At 56.7% G+C, this 16,603-nt stretch carries 12 protein-coding genes; 2 read left to right on the forward strand and 10 right to left on the reverse strand.

The window, feature by feature from the left end:
• The first annotated feature begins 5 nt into the window (after positions 1-5).
• The gene (gene mgtE, locus ACDI13_RS06460; protein ID WP_316988716.1) at positions 6-1,487 is read left to right on the forward strand and encodes a magnesium transporter; all 1,482 of its coding nucleotides are present in this window, start codon (positions 6-8) and stop codon (positions 1,485-1,487) included.
• Positions 1,488-1,875: 388 nt separating this feature from the next.
• On the opposite strand, the gene ACDI13_RS06465 is transcribed toward mgtE, so the two are convergent.
• The 6 genes from ACDI13_RS06465 to ACDI13_RS06490 all read right to left on the reverse strand — a co-directional run bounded on the left by ACDI13_RS06465 (position 1,876) and on the right by ACDI13_RS06490 (position 11,572).
• Complete coding sequence (locus ACDI13_RS06465; protein WP_316988715.1) at positions 1,876-2,769, reverse strand: NAD(P)-binding domain-containing protein; 894 nt, start codon at positions 2,767-2,769, stop codon at positions 1,876-1,878.
• Positions 2,770-2,983: 214 nt separating this feature from the next.
• Positions 2,984-5,710, reverse strand: coding sequence for a preprotein translocase subunit SecA (gene secA / locus ACDI13_RS06470; protein WP_316988714.1), 2,727 nt, complete (start codon positions 5,708-5,710; stop codon positions 2,984-2,986).
• 119 nt (positions 5,711-5,829) lie between these two features.
• Complete coding sequence (locus ACDI13_RS06475; protein WP_372372891.1) at positions 5,830-6,438, reverse strand: M23 family metallopeptidase; 609 nt, start codon at positions 6,436-6,438, stop codon at positions 5,830-5,832.
• A 247-nt stretch (positions 6,439-6,685) separates the two neighbouring features.
• Positions 6,686-7,579, reverse strand: coding sequence for an NAD(P)-binding domain-containing protein (locus ACDI13_RS06480; RefSeq protein WP_316988715.1), 894 nt, complete (start codon positions 7,577-7,579; stop codon positions 6,686-6,688).
• A gap of 214 nt (positions 7,580-7,793) precedes the next feature.
• Complete coding sequence (gene secA, locus ACDI13_RS06485; RefSeq protein ID WP_316988714.1) at positions 7,794-10,520, reverse strand: preprotein translocase subunit SecA; 2,727 nt, start codon at positions 10,518-10,520, stop codon at positions 7,794-7,796.
• Between the two features lie 119 nt (positions 10,521-10,639).
• Positions 10,640-11,572, reverse strand: coding sequence for a M23 family metallopeptidase (locus tag ACDI13_RS06490; protein ID WP_316988713.1), 933 nt, complete (start codon positions 11,570-11,572; stop codon positions 10,640-10,642).
• Positions 11,573-11,590: 18 nt separating this feature from the next.
• Here ACDI13_RS06490 and ACDI13_RS06495 point away from each other — a divergent pair, with 18 nt between their 5' ends.
• Positions 11,591-12,073: a DciA family protein gene (locus tag ACDI13_RS06495; RefSeq protein WP_316988712.1), complete on the forward strand. Its 483-nt coding sequence runs from the start codon at positions 11,591-11,593 to the stop codon at positions 12,071-12,073.
• A gap of 33 nt (positions 12,074-12,106) precedes the next feature.
• Here ACDI13_RS06495 and lpxC read toward each other — a convergent pair whose 3' ends face one another.
• The 4 genes from lpxC to ACDI13_RS06515 form a co-directional block, all read right to left on the reverse strand.
• Entirely contained in the window at positions 12,107-13,030 is a 924-nt protein-coding gene (lpxC, locus tag ACDI13_RS06500) for a UDP-3-O-acyl-N-acetylglucosamine deacetylase (RefSeq protein ID WP_026485180.1), read from the reverse strand.
• 208 nt (positions 13,031-13,238) lie between these two features.
• The gene (ftsZ, locus tag ACDI13_RS06505; RefSeq protein ID WP_316988711.1) at positions 13,239-14,405 is read right to left on the reverse strand and encodes a cell division protein FtsZ; all 1,167 of its coding nucleotides are present in this window, start codon (positions 14,403-14,405) and stop codon (positions 13,239-13,241) included.
• A gap of 171 nt (positions 14,406-14,576) precedes the next feature.
• Positions 14,577-15,803, reverse strand: coding sequence for a cell division protein FtsA (gene ftsA, locus ACDI13_RS06510; RefSeq protein WP_316988710.1), 1,227 nt, complete (start codon positions 15,801-15,803; stop codon positions 14,577-14,579).
• A 7-nt stretch (positions 15,804-15,810) separates the two neighbouring features.
• Positions 15,811-16,602, reverse strand: coding sequence for a cell division protein FtsQ/DivIB (locus tag ACDI13_RS06515; RefSeq protein WP_125277037.1), 792 nt, complete (start codon positions 16,600-16,602; stop codon positions 15,811-15,813).
• Position 16,603 lies beyond the last annotated feature (1 nt).

Genomic DNA, 16,603 nt, shown 5'->3' on the forward strand with positions numbered 1-16,603 from the left:
GGCCTATGCAGGAAAATCTGGTACACCCTACTTCGCCCAGTGACACACCCAAGCCACGCCGCCTGGAGCCCGAGGACGCGCAGCAGGCACTTTACCGCCTGAAAAACATCCTCAAACGCCAAGAGGTGGTCGAGTCACTGGCTCAGCGCCAGTTCGAGGACGACGACCGCTCCAACCTGCTTGAAGGTCTGATCCATCGCCAGCATGAAAGCGAGATCAAGGCTATCCTGAATGACCTGCATCCGGCCGACATTGCTTTCATTCTGGAATCCTTGCCCGAGCTGGAACGCCAGGCCATTTGGCAACTGGTCGATGCCGAGCACGATGCTGACGTGCTGCTGGAAGTGGCGGACTGGGCACGTGAATCGCTGATTCGTTCCATGGACGCGGCAGACCTGATTGCCGCCGCCGGCAATATGGATGCCGACGAGATTGCCGATCTGGTGCCCGACCTGCCCCCCGATGTGGTGGCCGCCGTGCAGCGCGGCTTGACTGACGAGGAGCGTGCGCAACTGATTGAAGCCATGGGCTACCCCGAAGATACGGTGGGCGCCATCATGGACTTTGACATGGTGCGTGTGCGCGAGGACGTGACCCTGGAAGTGGTCTTGCGTTACCTGCGTCGCTTGCAGGAACTACCGGACCACACTGATCAGATCTTCGTGGTAGACCGTGCCGACAAGCTGCAAGGCACGCTGTCCCTGACACGCATGCTGGTCAGCGAACCCGAAACTCTGGTGTCCTCGGTCATGTCCACCGACTATCTGACTCTGAATCCGCTGGACTCAGACTCCGATGCGGCTGGGGCATTTGAACGGTATGACTTGGTGTCCGCCCCTGTGGTGGACGATATTGGCCGCCTGATTGGCCGAGTCACCATTGACGAAGTGGTGGACGTGCTGCAAGAGGACTCGGAGGAACAAGCCCTGTCTCGTGCCGGTCTGCAAGAGGATGACATTTTCGCTCCCATCCGTACGGCTATCCGCAACCGGGCCCCCTGGCTGCTGATCAACCTCTGTACAGCGGCCACGGCCTCTTTCATTGCCTCGCGCTTTGAGGACACCGTCAGCCATATTGTGATCCTGGCGTTTCTGATGTCGATTGTGGCCGGTATTGGCGGCAACTCCGGCAACCAGACCATGACCATGATTATTCGTGCCATTGCCACTGGCCGTGTCACCGGCTCCAACGTCATCCCACTGATCAAGCGTGAACTGCTGGTGACCTTTCTGGTCGGAGTCTGTGGCAGTGCAGTAACCGCTTTCTTTGCCTGGTTTATCTCTGACTCCGTTGCCATTGCCGCGGTGATGATGGCTGCCATGATCGGCAATATGCTCATTGGCGCGGCGCTGGGTGTGATGATCCCGATTCTGCGTGATCGTTTTGGTAATGACCCCGCTGTAGGCTCCTCGGTACTGCTGACTTTTGCGACGGACTCGCTGGGTTTCCTGCTATTCCTGGGACTGGCGACGGTGTTCTTGCTGTAAACCGCCAGCAGTCATGATTAAAAAACCGGCTCCTGGCCGGTTTTTTAATCTGCCTCAAAGGGCTTCGTTCACGTCTTTTAATCTTTTAACACCAGGAAACTCGAAAATCCGAACGCCGGAACGCCGGAACGCCCAAGTATCGCGGCGTTGGCTCGTTGGCTCGTTGGCTCGTTGGCTCGTTGGCTCGTTGGCTCGTTGGCTCGTTGGCTCGTTGGCTCGTTGGCTCGTTGGCTCGTTGGCTCGTTGGCTTTCAGTATGTTTGCTTCATCTCATTAAACACAAGCTCTTTATCCTTCTCAGAGGAAAATCTTGATAGCCAATCCCACAAGTGGCTTCAAACTCAGACGCCAAGCACCTGACGCAAGCACCAAACTGACCTTCCAAACAACTAAGAACGGGGGGACGACGATCGGGCCTCTTCCAAAAAGACCTCCAGACTCTCCTTGGTCCCCACAACCCGACTTCGTTGTAACGACTCAGTCTGTGCCGTATGCTCAAAGAAATCCAGCACGCCATTCGTCACTCTTGGCGCTATACCTGCCAGTTCCAGTTGACGACGTACTTGCAGAACCTCGTCACGACGGCGCACACCATGCACCAAATGACTGCGCACGCAAGACTCCAGGAAGTCCTGCAAGCCCCGCTGATTTACATCCTCCAACACGTCATACAGCTCGCCCCGCAGCCCCATCTGCTCGGCCAGCATCAGAGTTTCGAGCCCTAACGCCTCCAATCCCTTGGTCATCAGACTGCGCAGCAGCTTCAAACGCATCGCATCTCCAGCCTGCTCCGATAAAACACGCACAGGAGCGCCCTGAGCCTGCCAGAACGCCGCAGCCTGGCCTGCCCCTTTCCCAGCAGCCAGTAAAGCCGTCTGAGCGCCTGTAGAGGGTACAGAACCCATAATTGCCAGGTCAGCCAGATCAAGTCCGTACTGCCGCGCCAACAGGTCCATGCTTTCCATCGCCTGAGGCTCGGCTGTACACAAATCCATGTACAGCGTCCCTGCTGACAAATGCGGCATAACGGCTTTACCCACCACATCCGCCTGTGTTCCCGTCACCGCCGACAACACCCCATCCAGATCCTGCCAACACTCATCCGCCTGCAAGCACAGTTGCGCCCCCAATTGCTGTGCCAGCTCACTGGCTGCGGCACTTTCCCGGCGCACCAGGATAAACGGCACCTGCACACCCGCCGACCTCATGGCGGCACCATAAAAACGCGCGACTTCGCCCGCCCCGATCAGGGCAACTCGATGCAATAAGGGAGATGTGTTCATAGAGGAAATGCAGATAAGAAAACGATAAACAGCCGCCTGATCATAGCGCAGCGCCCTGTAGCTTACAGGGAAAAACCACCAGGAACTGTCCTGGCCCCTCAAGACGATCAAGCAGCTTTCAATGCAATTCGGACAAGCATGAAAAAACCCCATGAACCGGAGTCGCATGGGGCTTGCTGCTAACAGCTTGCAGGCTGGACAACTTGAGTCAGAATCAGCTCAAACGTCCATGGCACTGCTTGTATTTCTTGCCGCTACCGCATGGGCAAGGATCGTTACGGCCCACGCGTGGCACTTCACCCTTGGCTGCTTCATCCAGACCGGGATCCTCACCGCTTAGGGCAGCATCGTAGTCCGAATGATGGAAACGAACATTGGAGTTGGCTGGAGCCTCAACAGCGGCTTCCTCGATTTGCTCCGGTGTTTGAATACGCACGGTCATCAACACTTTGACCACCTCATCACGCACACGATCCAGCATGTCGGAGAACAACTCGAAAGCTTCGCGCTTGTATTCCTGTTTGGGGTCTTTCTGGGCGTAACCACGCAGATGAATACCCTGACGCAGGTGATCCAGAGCCTGCAAATGGCCACGCCATTGCGTATCGATGGACTGCAAGAGTACAGAACGCTCAAAGTTGCCCCAGTTAGGTTGACCCACTTGGTCAATCTTGGCTTGCAACAGACGCTGAGACTCCTCGATAACGCGATCATGCAAATCATCGTCAGTCAGATTGGATTCTTTCTCCAGCATTTCAGCCAAAGGCAGCTCAATCTGGAAGGTACTTTGCAAAGCAGTGGTCAGGCCAGGGATATCCCATTGCTCTTCCATCGTGTCTTGTGGCACGTATTCACGGAACAGACGGCTGACAGCGGCTTCGCGCAAGCTGCTGATGGTGTCGGTAATATCAGCCGACTCCAGCACTTCGTTACGCTGGGCGTAGATCACCTTGCGCTGATCATTGGCCACATCGTCGTACTGCAGCAGTTGTTTACGAATATCGAAGTTGCGGGCCTCGACCTTGCGCTGGGCAGACTCGATGGAACGGGTCACCATGCGGGCTTCGATAGGCTCGCCTTCCGGCAAACGCAGACGCTCCATGATGGCGCGCACCCGGTCACCGGCGAAGATGCGCATCAGCGAATCTTCCAGCGACAGGTAAAAGCGCGAGGAACCTGGGTCACCCTGACGACCGGCACGACCACGCAGTTGGTTGTCGATACGGCGGGATTCGTGACGCTCGGTACCAATAATGCGCAAACCACCCGCCTGCTTGACCTGCTGATTCAAGGGCTCCCACGCAGCGCGGATAGCCTGAATCTTGGCTTCTTTCTGCTCGGCGCTCAGGGATTCGTCTTCACGCACCTGAGAAATCGCTCGTTCGATGCTGCCGCCCAACACAATATCCGTACCACGACCGGCCATATTGGTAGCGATGGTGACATGACCCGGCATACCGGCTTCAGCCACGATATCGGCTTCACGGGCGTGTTGCTTGGCGTTCAATACCTCGTGCTTGACACCCGCGGCGTTCAGACGGGTGGAGATCAGCTCGGAGTTTTCGATACTGGTGGTGCCCACCAAAACAGGCTGACCACGTTCGTGGCAGTCCTGGATGTCTTTCAGAATGGCGTTGAACTTCTCGTCATCGGTCTTGAACACCTGGTCGTTCTGGTCCTTGCGAGCCAGCGGACGATTCGGTGGAATGATGACGGTTTCAAGGCTGTAGATTTCCTGGAACTCGTAGGCCTCCGTATCGGCTGTACCGGTCATGCCAGCCAGCTTGTCATACATACGGAAGTAGTTCTGGAAGGTAATCGACGCCAGTGTCTGGTTTTCGTTCTGAATACGAACGCCTTCCTTGGCTTCCACGGCCTGATGCAAGCCATCGGACCAGCGGCGACCGGCCATCAAGCGGCCCGTGAATTCGTCCACAATCACCACTTCACCGTCTTGAACCACGTATTGCTGATCGCGGAAGAACAGGTTGTGGGCGCGCAGCGCGACCATCAAATGGTGCATCAGAGAAATGTGGCGCGGCTCGTACAGCGATTCGCCTTCGGGCAACAGGCCGATTTCGGTCAGCACTTGTTCGGCACGCTCGTGACCGGCTTCGGAGATATGAACCTGCTGGCCCTTTTCATCGACCCAGAAGTCGCCTTCAGGCTCGGGCTCGTGCGGACGAGGCTCTTGCGTCATGCGGGTCAGCATGGGCGGGACCACGTTCATGCGCACATACAGCTCGGTATTGTCTTCGGCCTGGCCGGAGATGATCAGCGGTGTACGGGCTTCGTCGATCAGGATGGAGTCAACTTCGTCAACAATTGCGTAGGATAAACCGCGCTGGCGGCGATCCTCGGCGCGGTATTCCATATTGTCGCGCAGGTAGTCAAAACCAAATTCGTTATTGGTACCGTAGGTAATATCGGCCTGGTAGGCGGCAATCTTCTCGGCATTGTCTTGCTGGGGAACCACCACACCCACGCTCAGACCCAGGAAATTGTACAGACGGCCCATCCAGCCCGCATCGCGTCGTGCCAGGTAATCGTTGACGGTCACCACGTGCACGCCCTTGCCGGACAGTGCATTCAGGTATACGGCCAGCGTCGCTGTCAGGGTCTTACCCTCACCCGTACGCATTTCGGAAATCTTGCCGTTATGCAGGGCGATGGCACCGAGCATCTGCACGTCAAAGTGGCGCATGCCAAATACACGGATACCCGCTTCACGCACCACGGCAAAGGCCTCGGGCAAGAGCGAGTTAAGCGAGGCGCCATCCTGAACACGTTGGCGCAGCTCCTGCGTCTTGGCTGCCAAGGCCTCGTCACTCAGACCCTGCATGGCAGGTTCAAGAGCATTAATCTGGGCGACCTGCTTACGGTACTGTTTGAGCAGTCGGTCGTTACGACTGCCAATAAGCTTTTTCAGCAATGAAACCATTCTTGTGTCGTCAATGTAGGCGAGGCCGCAAGGGCTTGAATCTGTGCCTCGAGCCTATCTCTGGTTAAAAGGGATGCGCACGCAAACAATCAGTTTAACGCACATGCTGCAAGACGGAACTACTTGTCCGAATCCAATTGTGCGACTTGCTGCTCTACGTACTCACGCGCCGGCAGAAAAAGCTTGGGATCCAGGGCATGTCCGGCCATGCGCACTTCAAAGTGCAGGTGTGAGCCTGTGGACTGCCCGGTCGACCCGACACGGGCAATCAACTGCCCTTTTTCTACTACATCGCCTAATTTAACAACGATTGATGACGCATGGGCGTATCGCGTGCTCATGCCATTGCCATGATTGATTTCCACCAGCTTGCCATAGCCTGTCATGTAACGGGCTTCGGACACCACGCCACCGGAGGCCGCGTAAATAGGCGTGCCCTTGGGAGCCGGGAAGTCCAGCCCCTCGTGCAAGGCATGGCGGCCCGAAATCGGGTGACGACGCCAGCCAAAGGAGGACGCCACCTCGGCATAATCCACCGGACGGTAATTGGGCAGACGGGCTTCGTTGCCGGTACGCTCGGTCAGCACCGTATCCAGCATCTGGAACCAGTCCTGTTGCTCGGACATCTGTTTGGCCAGATTATCCAGTTGTTCACCCAGACGATCGGCGCTCCAAACCAGGTCGGCCCCATCCATGCTGTCCATGACGGCCAGATCCTGCACGGGCATGGCACCGGCCAGCTCCGGATCNTTGGCTCGTTGGCTCGTTGGCTCGTTGGCTCGTTGGCTCGTTGGCTCGTTGGCTCGTTGGCTCGTTGGCTCGTTGGCTCGTTGGCTTTCAGTATGTTTGCTTCATCTCATTAAACACAAGCTCTTTATCCTTCTCAGAGGAAAATCTTGATAGCCAATCCCACAAGTGGCTTCAAACTCAGACGCCAAGCACCTGACGCAAGCACCAAACTGACCTTCCAAACAACTAAGAACGGGGGGACGACGATCGGGCCTCTTCCAAAAAGACCTCCAGACTCTCCTTGGTCCCCACAACCCGACTTCGTTGTAACGACTCAGTCTGTGCCGTATGCTCAAAGAAATCCAGCACGCCATTCGTCACTCTTGGCGCTATACCTGCCAGTTCCAGTTGACGACGTACTTGCAGAACCTCGTCACGACGGCGCACACCATGCACCAAATGACTGCGCACGCAAGACTCCAGGAAGTCCTGCAAGCCCCGCTGATTTACATCCTCCAACACGTCATACAGCTCGCCCCGCAGCCCCATCTGCTCGGCCAGCATCAGAGTTTCGAGCCCTAACGCCTCCAATCCCTTGGTCATCAGACTGCGCAGCAGCTTCAAACGCATCGCATCTCCAGCCTGCTCCGATAAAACACGCACAGGAGCGCCCTGAGCCTGCCAGAACGCCGCAGCCTGGCCTGCCCCTTTCCCAGCAGCCAGTAAAGCCGTCTGAGCGCCTGTAGAGGGTACAGAACCCATAATTGCCAGGTCAGCCAGATCAAGTCCGTACTGCCGCGCCAACAGGTCCATGCTTTCCATCGCCTGAGGCTCGGCTGTACACAAATCCATGTACAGCGTCCCTGCTGACAAATGCGGCATAACGGCTTTACCCACCACATCCGCCTGTGTTCCCGTCACCGCCGACAACACCCCATCCAGATCCTGCCAACACTCATCCGCCTGCAAGCACAGTTGCGCCCCCAATTGCTGTGCCAGCTCACTGGCTGCGGCACTTTCCCGGCGCACCAGGATAAACGGCACCTGCACACCCGCCGACCTCATGGCGGCACCATAAAAACGCGCGACTTCGCCCGCCCCGATCAGGGCAACTCGATGCAATAAGGGAGATGTGTTCATAGAGGAAATGCAGATAAGAAAACGATAAACAGCCGCCTGATCATAGCGCAGCGCCCTGTAGCTTACAGGGAAAAACCACCAGGAACTGTCCTGGCCCCTCAAGACGATCAAGCAGCTTTCAATGCAATTCGGACAAGCATGAAAAAACCCCATGAACCGGAGTCGCATGGGGCTTGCTGCTAACAGCTTGCAGGCTGGACAACTTGAGTCAGAATCAGCTCAAACGTCCATGGCACTGCTTGTATTTCTTGCCGCTACCGCATGGGCAAGGATCGTTACGGCCCACGCGTGGCACTTCACCCTTGGCTGCTTCATCCAGACCGGGATCCTCACCGCTTAGGGCAGCATCGTAGTCCGAATGATGGAAACGAACATTGGAGTTGGCTGGAGCCTCAACAGCGGCTTCCTCGATTTGCTCCGGTGTTTGAATACGCACGGTCATCAACACTTTGACCACCTCATCACGCACACGATCCAGCATGTCGGAGAACAACTCGAAAGCTTCGCGCTTGTATTCCTGTTTGGGGTCTTTCTGGGCGTAACCACGCAGATGAATACCCTGACGCAGGTGATCCAGAGCCTGCAAATGGCCACGCCATTGCGTATCGATGGACTGCAAGAGTACAGAACGCTCAAAGTTGCCCCAGTTAGGTTGACCCACTTGGTCAATCTTGGCTTGCAACAGACGCTGAGACTCCTCGATAACGCGATCATGCAAATCATCGTCAGTCAGATTGGATTCTTTCTCCAGCATTTCAGCCAAAGGCAGCTCAATCTGGAAGGTACTTTGCAAAGCAGTGGTCAGGCCAGGGATATCCCATTGCTCTTCCATCGTGTCTTGTGGCACGTATTCACGGAACAGACGGCTGACAGCGGCTTCGCGCAAGCTGCTGATGGTGTCGGTAATATCAGCCGACTCCAGCACTTCGTTACGCTGGGCGTAGATCACCTTGCGCTGATCATTGGCCACATCGTCGTACTGCAGCAGTTGTTTACGAATATCGAAGTTGCGGGCCTCGACCTTGCGCTGGGCAGACTCGATGGAACGGGTCACCATGCGGGCTTCGATAGGCTCGCCTTCCGGCAAACGCAGACGCTCCATGATGGCGCGCACCCGGTCACCGGCGAAGATGCGCATCAGCGAATCTTCCAGCGACAGGTAAAAGCGCGAGGAACCTGGGTCACCCTGACGACCGGCACGACCACGCAGTTGGTTGTCGATACGGCGGGATTCGTGACGCTCGGTACCAATAATGCGCAAACCACCCGCCTGCTTGACCTGCTGATTCAAGGGCTCCCACGCAGCGCGGATAGCCTGAATCTTGGCTTCTTTCTGCTCGGCGCTCAGGGATTCGTCTTCACGCACCTGAGAAATCGCTCGTTCGATGCTGCCGCCCAACACAATATCCGTACCACGACCGGCCATATTGGTAGCGATGGTGACATGACCCGGCATACCGGCTTCAGCCACGATATCGGCTTCACGGGCGTGTTGCTTGGCGTTCAATACCTCGTGCTTGACACCCGCGGCGTTCAGACGGGTGGAGATCAGCTCGGAGTTTTCGATACTGGTGGTGCCCACCAAAACAGGCTGACCACGTTCGTGGCAGTCCTGGATGTCTTTCAGAATGGCGTTGAACTTCTCGTCATCGGTCTTGAACACCTGGTCGTTCTGGTCCTTGCGAGCCAGCGGACGATTCGGTGGAATGATGACGGTTTCAAGGCTGTAGATTTCCTGGAACTCGTAGGCCTCCGTATCGGCTGTACCGGTCATGCCAGCCAGCTTGTCATACATACGGAAGTAGTTCTGGAAGGTAATCGACGCCAGTGTCTGGTTTTCGTTCTGAATACGAACGCCTTCCTTGGCTTCCACGGCCTGATGCAAGCCATCGGACCAGCGGCGACCGGCCATCAAGCGGCCCGTGAATTCGTCCACAATCACCACTTCACCGTCTTGAACCACGTATTGCTGATCGCGGAAGAACAGGTTGTGGGCGCGCAGCGCGACCATCAAATGGTGCATCAGAGAAATGTGGCGCGGCTCGTACAGCGATTCGCCTTCGGGCAACAGGCCGATTTCGGTCAGCACTTGTTCGGCACGCTCGTGACCGGCTTCGGAGATATGAACCTGCTGGCCCTTTTCATCGACCCAGAAGTCGCCTTCAGGCTCGGGCTCGTGCGGACGAGGCTCTTGCGTCATGCGGGTCAGCATGGGCGGGACCACGTTCATGCGCACATACAGCTCGGTATTGTCTTCGGCCTGGCCGGAGATGATCAGCGGTGTACGGGCTTCGTCGATCAGGATGGAGTCAACTTCGTCAACAATTGCGTAGGATAAACCGCGCTGGCGGCGATCCTCGGCGCGGTATTCCATATTGTCGCGCAGGTAGTCAAAACCAAATTCGTTATTGGTACCGTAGGTAATATCGGCCTGGTAGGCGGCAATCTTCTCGGCATTGTCTTGCTGGGGAACCACCACACCCACGCTCAGACCCAGGAAATTGTACAGACGGCCCATCCAGCCCGCATCGCGTCGTGCCAGGTAATCGTTGACGGTCACCACGTGCACGCCCTTGCCGGACAGTGCATTCAGGTATACGGCCAGCGTCGCTGTCAGGGTCTTACCCTCACCCGTACGCATTTCGGAAATCTTGCCGTTATGCAGGGCGATGGCACCGAGCATCTGCACGTCAAAGTGGCGCATGCCAAATACACGGATACCCGCTTCACGCACCACGGCAAAGGCCTCGGGCAAGAGCGAGTTAAGCGAGGCGCCATCCTGAACACGTTGGCGCAGCTCCTGCGTCTTGGCTGCCAAGGCCTCGTCACTCAGACCCTGCATGGCAGGTTCAAGAGCATTAATCTGGGCGACCTGCTTACGGTACTGTTTGAGCAGTCGGTCGTTACGACTGCCAATAAGCTTTTTCAGCAATGAAACCATTCTTGTGTCGTCAATGTAGGCGAGGCCGCAAGGGCTTGAATCTGTGCCTCGAGCCTATCTCTGGTTAAAAGGGATGCGCACGCAAACAATCAGTTTAACGCACATGCTGCAAGACGGAACTACTTGTCCGAATCCAATTGTGCGACTTGCTGCTCTACGTACTCACGCGCCGGCAGAAAAAGCTTGGGATCCAGGGCATGTCCGGCCATGCGCACTTCAAAGTGCAGGTGTGAGCCTGTGGACTGCCCGGTCGACCCGACACGGGCAATCAACTGCCCTTTTTCTACTACATCGCCTAATTTAACAACGATTGATGACGCATGGGCGTATCGCGTGCTCATGCCATTGCCATGATTGATTTCCACCAGCTTGCCATAGCCTGTCATGTAACGGGCTTCGGACACCACGCCACCGGAGGCCGCGTAAATAGGCGTGCCCTTGGGAGCCGGGAAGTCCAGCCCCTCGTGCAAGGCATGGCGGCCCGAAATCGGGTGACGACGCCAGCCAAAGGAGGACGCCACCTCGGCATAATCCACCGGACGGTAATTGGGCAGACGGGCTTCGTTGCCGGTACGCTCGGTCAGCACCGTATCCAGCATCTGGAACCAGTCCTGTTGCTCGGACATCTGTTTGGCCAGATTATCCAGTTGTTCACCCAGACGATCGGCGCTCCAAACCAGGTCGGCCCCATCCATGCTGTCCATGACGGCCAGATCCTGCACGGGCATGGCACCGGCCAGCTCCGGATCGGTATACTCGATCCCGGCAGCCTTGGCCACACGTTTGCTGACACCGTCCATCTCGATCAGTTTGGCCTGCAAACCGCCGACTTTTTCAGCCAGGCGGGTCACGTTGTCCTGCATCGCGGCGGCCTGGCTCTGGGCCATATCCGTATCCAGCGACGCACCGCCGCGGTCCCCCCAGTGCGACTGCACCAGAGCTCCCGCCGCTGCGGAAACGCCCAGCGACACCAAAGCCACCAGAGCGATCACCGTACGGCGCACCCCTTTGGCTTTGGCATCTAAGGACGTATAGTCTTTATGTTGATCCACTATCGTATAACCTCGAACATGTCCTGGAAGCCCCCTTTTTCCTCATCCGCGCCAAAACGCAGTAGCGGGCAAAGCCACGCTTTGGGTTGGCTGGCCAGCGACCAGCAAGGTTCCCAGGTACTGGAAATGGCCCGGCAGCTGATGGCGGCTCAGACCCATGTAAGCAAAGCCTTGCCACCTGCTTTGGGCAAGGCTTGTAAAGTAGCCCGTATAGACAGACAGCAATTGACGCTGGCAGTTCCCAGCGCGGCGCATGCGGCCAAGCTGCGCCAGCTTTTGCCCACTGTCACACGGCAGATGAATGCCGCTGGCTGGAACATTAACGAGGCACTGGTTCACGTGCAAGCCCATTTGTTTGCAAGCGTGACAGAAAAGCCCGCCCGCCAGGTACAAGTCCTGGATGAACGGGCCTTGGAATCATTTGAAAAGCTGCATGACTCATTGCCGCAAGGTCCCTTGGCGCAAGCCATCGAACGCTTGTTGCGTCATCATCGCGGCTAAACACAGCACCAAGACCGAAGCCCTAGGCGCGTATCAAGCGAATTTCCACTCGCTGGAAAATGCATGGGGTGCACTGGCAGCAGACTCGAAAGTCACCAGTTCCCAGCTATCCTGGGCGGCGAGCAAGGCGCGCGCCAACTGGTTGTTCAAACCATGGCCGGATTTGCACGCCACATAGCGCGCAATCAGGGGGTGGCCAATCAGGTACAAGTCGCCAATGGCATCCAAAATCTTGTGCTTGACGAACTCGTCCTCGTAACGCAGACCGTCGCTGTTCAGGACGCGGTACTCGTCCATGACAATGGCATTGTCCAAACTGCCACCACGGGCCAGACCGGCCGCACGCAAAGCTTCTACTTCGCTGGCGAACCCGAAGGTGCGCGCACGCGAAATGGTCTTCACGTACGAGTCATGCGCAAAATCCACCTCGGCAAAATTGGCCGTTGCATCAATGGCCGGGTGGTGAAAATCGATGGAAAACTGAAGGGCAAAGCCTTCATAGGGCTCCAGACGAGCCCATTTAATGTCCTGCCCCTCGCCTTCTGAGACTTCGATGGGCTTGAGGACACGCAAAAACTTCTTGGCAGCTTCCTGCTCTTGCAAGCCTGCCGAGCGCAACAAGTACACAAACGTACCGGCACTGCCATCCATGATGGGTACTTCTTCAGCCGTCAGGTCTACGTGCAGATTATCGATGCCCAGACCGGCAATGGCCGACATCAAATGCTCTACGGTTGAAACCCGAACATTATCCTTGATCAGCACCGACGCCATGCGCGTACCACCGACCTTGTCTGCCTGTGCGGGTAAATCCACAATTTCGGGCAGATCGATACGGTGAAACACAATACCCGTGTCAGGCGCAGCAGGGCGTAGCGTCAATTCGACACGACGACCAGAGTGCAAGCCGACTCCTTTGGTACTGATGACATTTTTGATGGTGCGCTGACGAAGCATAGCTGTTCTTGTATTTGTAAAGTGTTGTTCGCAAAGACTATTGTAACCGTAATACGGGTTATCCACTATAGGCTTTTTCCAAACCTGCGTCATTGCCAAGCATCCAACACCAGCACGACAAAGCACTTACGCCTCCTGAGCGCGAACGCTCAGGAGGAGTCGTGGGAGAAATCAAATTGGCGACTCGGGTAATCGCCGAACCTGATTTTTAATCAGCCTGCTTGCGCAAAAACGCCGGAATATCGAAGTGATCCATACCGGCAGTCTCCAACGCGCGCACCTGGGCCGAAGCCTGGCTGCGTGGGTTGCGAATAACGGCAGGCACGTCGGCATTGTCGTAATCCGCGCCGATGACAGGCATGTTATCGGTGCCTGTACGTAACACTTCTTCGTTGTTTTGTACCAACTGTGGGCGCGCTTGTTTACGACCCAGGCCGGTAGCCACAACCGTAACACGCAGGCTGTCGCCCATGGATTCGTCGTAAGCGGTACCAAAGATAACAGTGGCGTCTTCTGCAGCGTAGCCACGAATTGTGTCCATGATTTCGCGCGTTTCACGCATCTTCAGGGACGAGGAGGACGTAATGTTCACCAGCATGCCACGGGCGCCGTGCAGATCCACACCTTCCAGCAAGGGGCAAGCGATGGCACGCTCGGCCGCTTCACGAGCGCGGTTCGAGCCGGAAGCCACTGCCGTACCCATCATGGCCTGACCTTGCTCGCCCATAATGGTTTTCACGTCTTCAAAGTCGACGTTCACGTTACCTTCAACATTGATGATCTCGGCAATACCGGCGCAGGCATTGTGCAAGACATCGTCAGCGGCCTTGAAGCAATCGGACTGCGTGGCGTCCTCATCCATCAAGTCGTACAAGTTTTCGTTCAATACAACAATCAGGGAGTGAACATGCTTGCTCAGCTCCTCGATCCCTTCTTCGGCCATGCGCAAACGACGGTTGCCTTCAAAGGAGAAAGGTTTGGTGACCACGCCCACGGTCAGAATGCCCAATTCCTTGGCCACTTCAGCCACGACGGGGCTGGCGCCCGTACCGGTGCCACCGCCCATACCGGCCGTGATAAACACCATATTGGCACCGTTCAGTGCGGCGCGAATTTCTTCACGAGCGGTTTCAGCGGCTGCACGACCTTGGTCAGGCTTGGCACCGGCGCCCAGACCGCTGCGGCCCAGACGGATCTGGATAGGTGCATCGCTGCTGGCCAGAGCCTGCGAATCAGTATTGGCGCAAATGAAATCAACACCCTGAACACCAGAGTTGATCATATGCATCACCGCGTTGCCGCCTGCGCCGCCCACACCCACGACCTTAATGACCGTGCCGCTACCGCTGGTATCTAACATTTCAAAGTTCATCATGATTGACTCCCACTCAAACACTTAATTAGTCAAGTTCCTACGTACTTCCCCGATACAACTGAAATTTGGAATCAGCTCAAAACATCTGCCAACCAAGGGGTTCGCACCCGGTTTGAACTGCCTCCTGGACCGCCTTTTTGGGCTGCCCGACCTGAGCGTATTGCAACGCCCTTAATTCATGAACCATTCCTTCATACGTGCCATCAGGCCTTTGACACTGCCTTTTTGCTGGGCCACTTTGCGACCGCGAGCACTTTGCAGGCGCGCTTCGGTCAACAGCCCCATCACCGTCGAAAAACGCGGGTTGCGCATCACGTCAGCCAGACTGCCTTCGTAGCTGGGCACGGCAATACGTACAGGTTTCAGGAATACGTCCTCGGCCAGCTCCACAATGCCTGGCAACATGGCCGTACCACCGGTCAGCACCACGCCCGAGGACAACAAATCTTCGTAACCCGACTCACGCAGGCTTTGCTGCACAAAGGTAAACAGCTCTTCCACACGCGGCTCGATCACCGCGCCCAAAGCCTGACGCTTGACCTGCCGGTTGGGGCGATCACCCAGACCAGGCACCTCAATCATTTCTTCCTGATGAGCCAACGATTGCTTGGCCACACCAAAGCGCAGCTTGATCTCTTCCGCATCCGGCGTGGGGGTGCGCAACATGGCGGCGATGTCGCTGGTGATCTGGTCGCCCGCAATCGGGATCACATCAGTATGACGAATCGCGCCGCCGGTGTAGATGGCAATATCGGTGGTGCCACCACCAATATCCACCAGCACCACCCCCAGCTCTTTCTCGTCCGCCGTCAGGCAGGACAGGCTGGAGGCCAGAGGCTGCAAAATCAGGTCCTGCACTTCCAGACCGCAGCGACGCACGCATTTGACAATGTTCTGCGCCGCGCTGACCGCACCAGTCACAATGTGTACCCGCACTTCCAGGCGCAGACCGCTCATGCCGATGGGTTCGCGAATGTCCTCTTGCGAGTCCACGATGAATTCCTGCGTCAACACGTGCAGCACCTGCTGATCGGTGGGGATGTTCACCGCCTTGGCCGTTTCGATCACGCGCGCCACATCGGTCGCCGTGACTTCCTTGTCTTTCACCGCCACCATGCCGCTGGAGTTGAAACTGGTAATGTGGCTGCCTGCAATGCCGGTGTAGACCTCACGGATCTTGCAATCGGCCATCAACTCTGCCTCTTCCAAAGCGCGCTGGATGGAGTTGACTGTCGTCTCGATATTGACGACCACCCCTTTGCGCATGCCCTGGGATTCATGCTGGCCCAGACCAAGCACTTCAAACCGGCCTTCCGGCAGCACTTCAGCCACCACCGCAACCACTTTGCTGGTGCCGATGTCCAATGCAACGATCAGGTCTTTGATGTCACGAGTCATATATTCTTTACTTCACAGGGGTAGATGAAACCGGAGCCAGCGTTATCGCAAAGCCATTCGGGTAACGTAAATCGGCACTTTGCAAAGCACGGTCGCCAAGCCGTTGCATCAAGGCAGGCCAGGCCTGCACAAATCGTTCAACACGAACCGCAAAGGGCAAGGCCCCTTTACGACCATGCGGGTCGGCGATATCAGCCGCCGGGTCACGCCCCAGGCTCAACTGCACACCGTTAGACAAAACCACATCCCAGGCATAGCGCGGGCTCAAGGTCACTTCACGAACCTGCACATCCAGAGGACCAAACCAGCGTGCCAGCTCGGCATACCGTTGCACCACCAGACGCTCCGAATTCGGAGGGCCACTTAACTGGGGCAAATCCACGTCATCGGGCACGACCGCTTTATTGGCCGAAAATGACTCACCCCAGGTGTTGATCATTTCGTCTTCGTTCCAATACGCCAGTGGCTGCTGCTCCTCAATCCGTACCGACAGGCTGTTGGGCCAGACGCGGCGAATTTGCGCACGTCGCACCCAAGGGGCCGTTTCAACCAAGGCGCGAGACTGATCCAGGTCTACCGTAAAGAAATTCCCCTGCAACCGGCCGGCAATCGTGGCTTTCACCCCTTCAGGAGTAACGTAGGCCAGACGCTCACCTTGCGAGGACTCGATCTGAATGCGCTCGATATTGAAGTACGGACGACGTACCGCCCAAACCACAACACCGATCACCAATGCCGATACCGCTAGCAAAGCCAGCGTATTGGCGATCAGGTTGGTCAGACGGGCATCGGAAAACATG

Origin of the sequence: Alcaligenes faecalis, assembly GCF_041521385.1 — a bacterium.
Classification (GTDB): Bacteria; Pseudomonadota; Gammaproteobacteria; order Burkholderiales; family Burkholderiaceae_B; genus Alcaligenes; species Alcaligenes faecalis_E.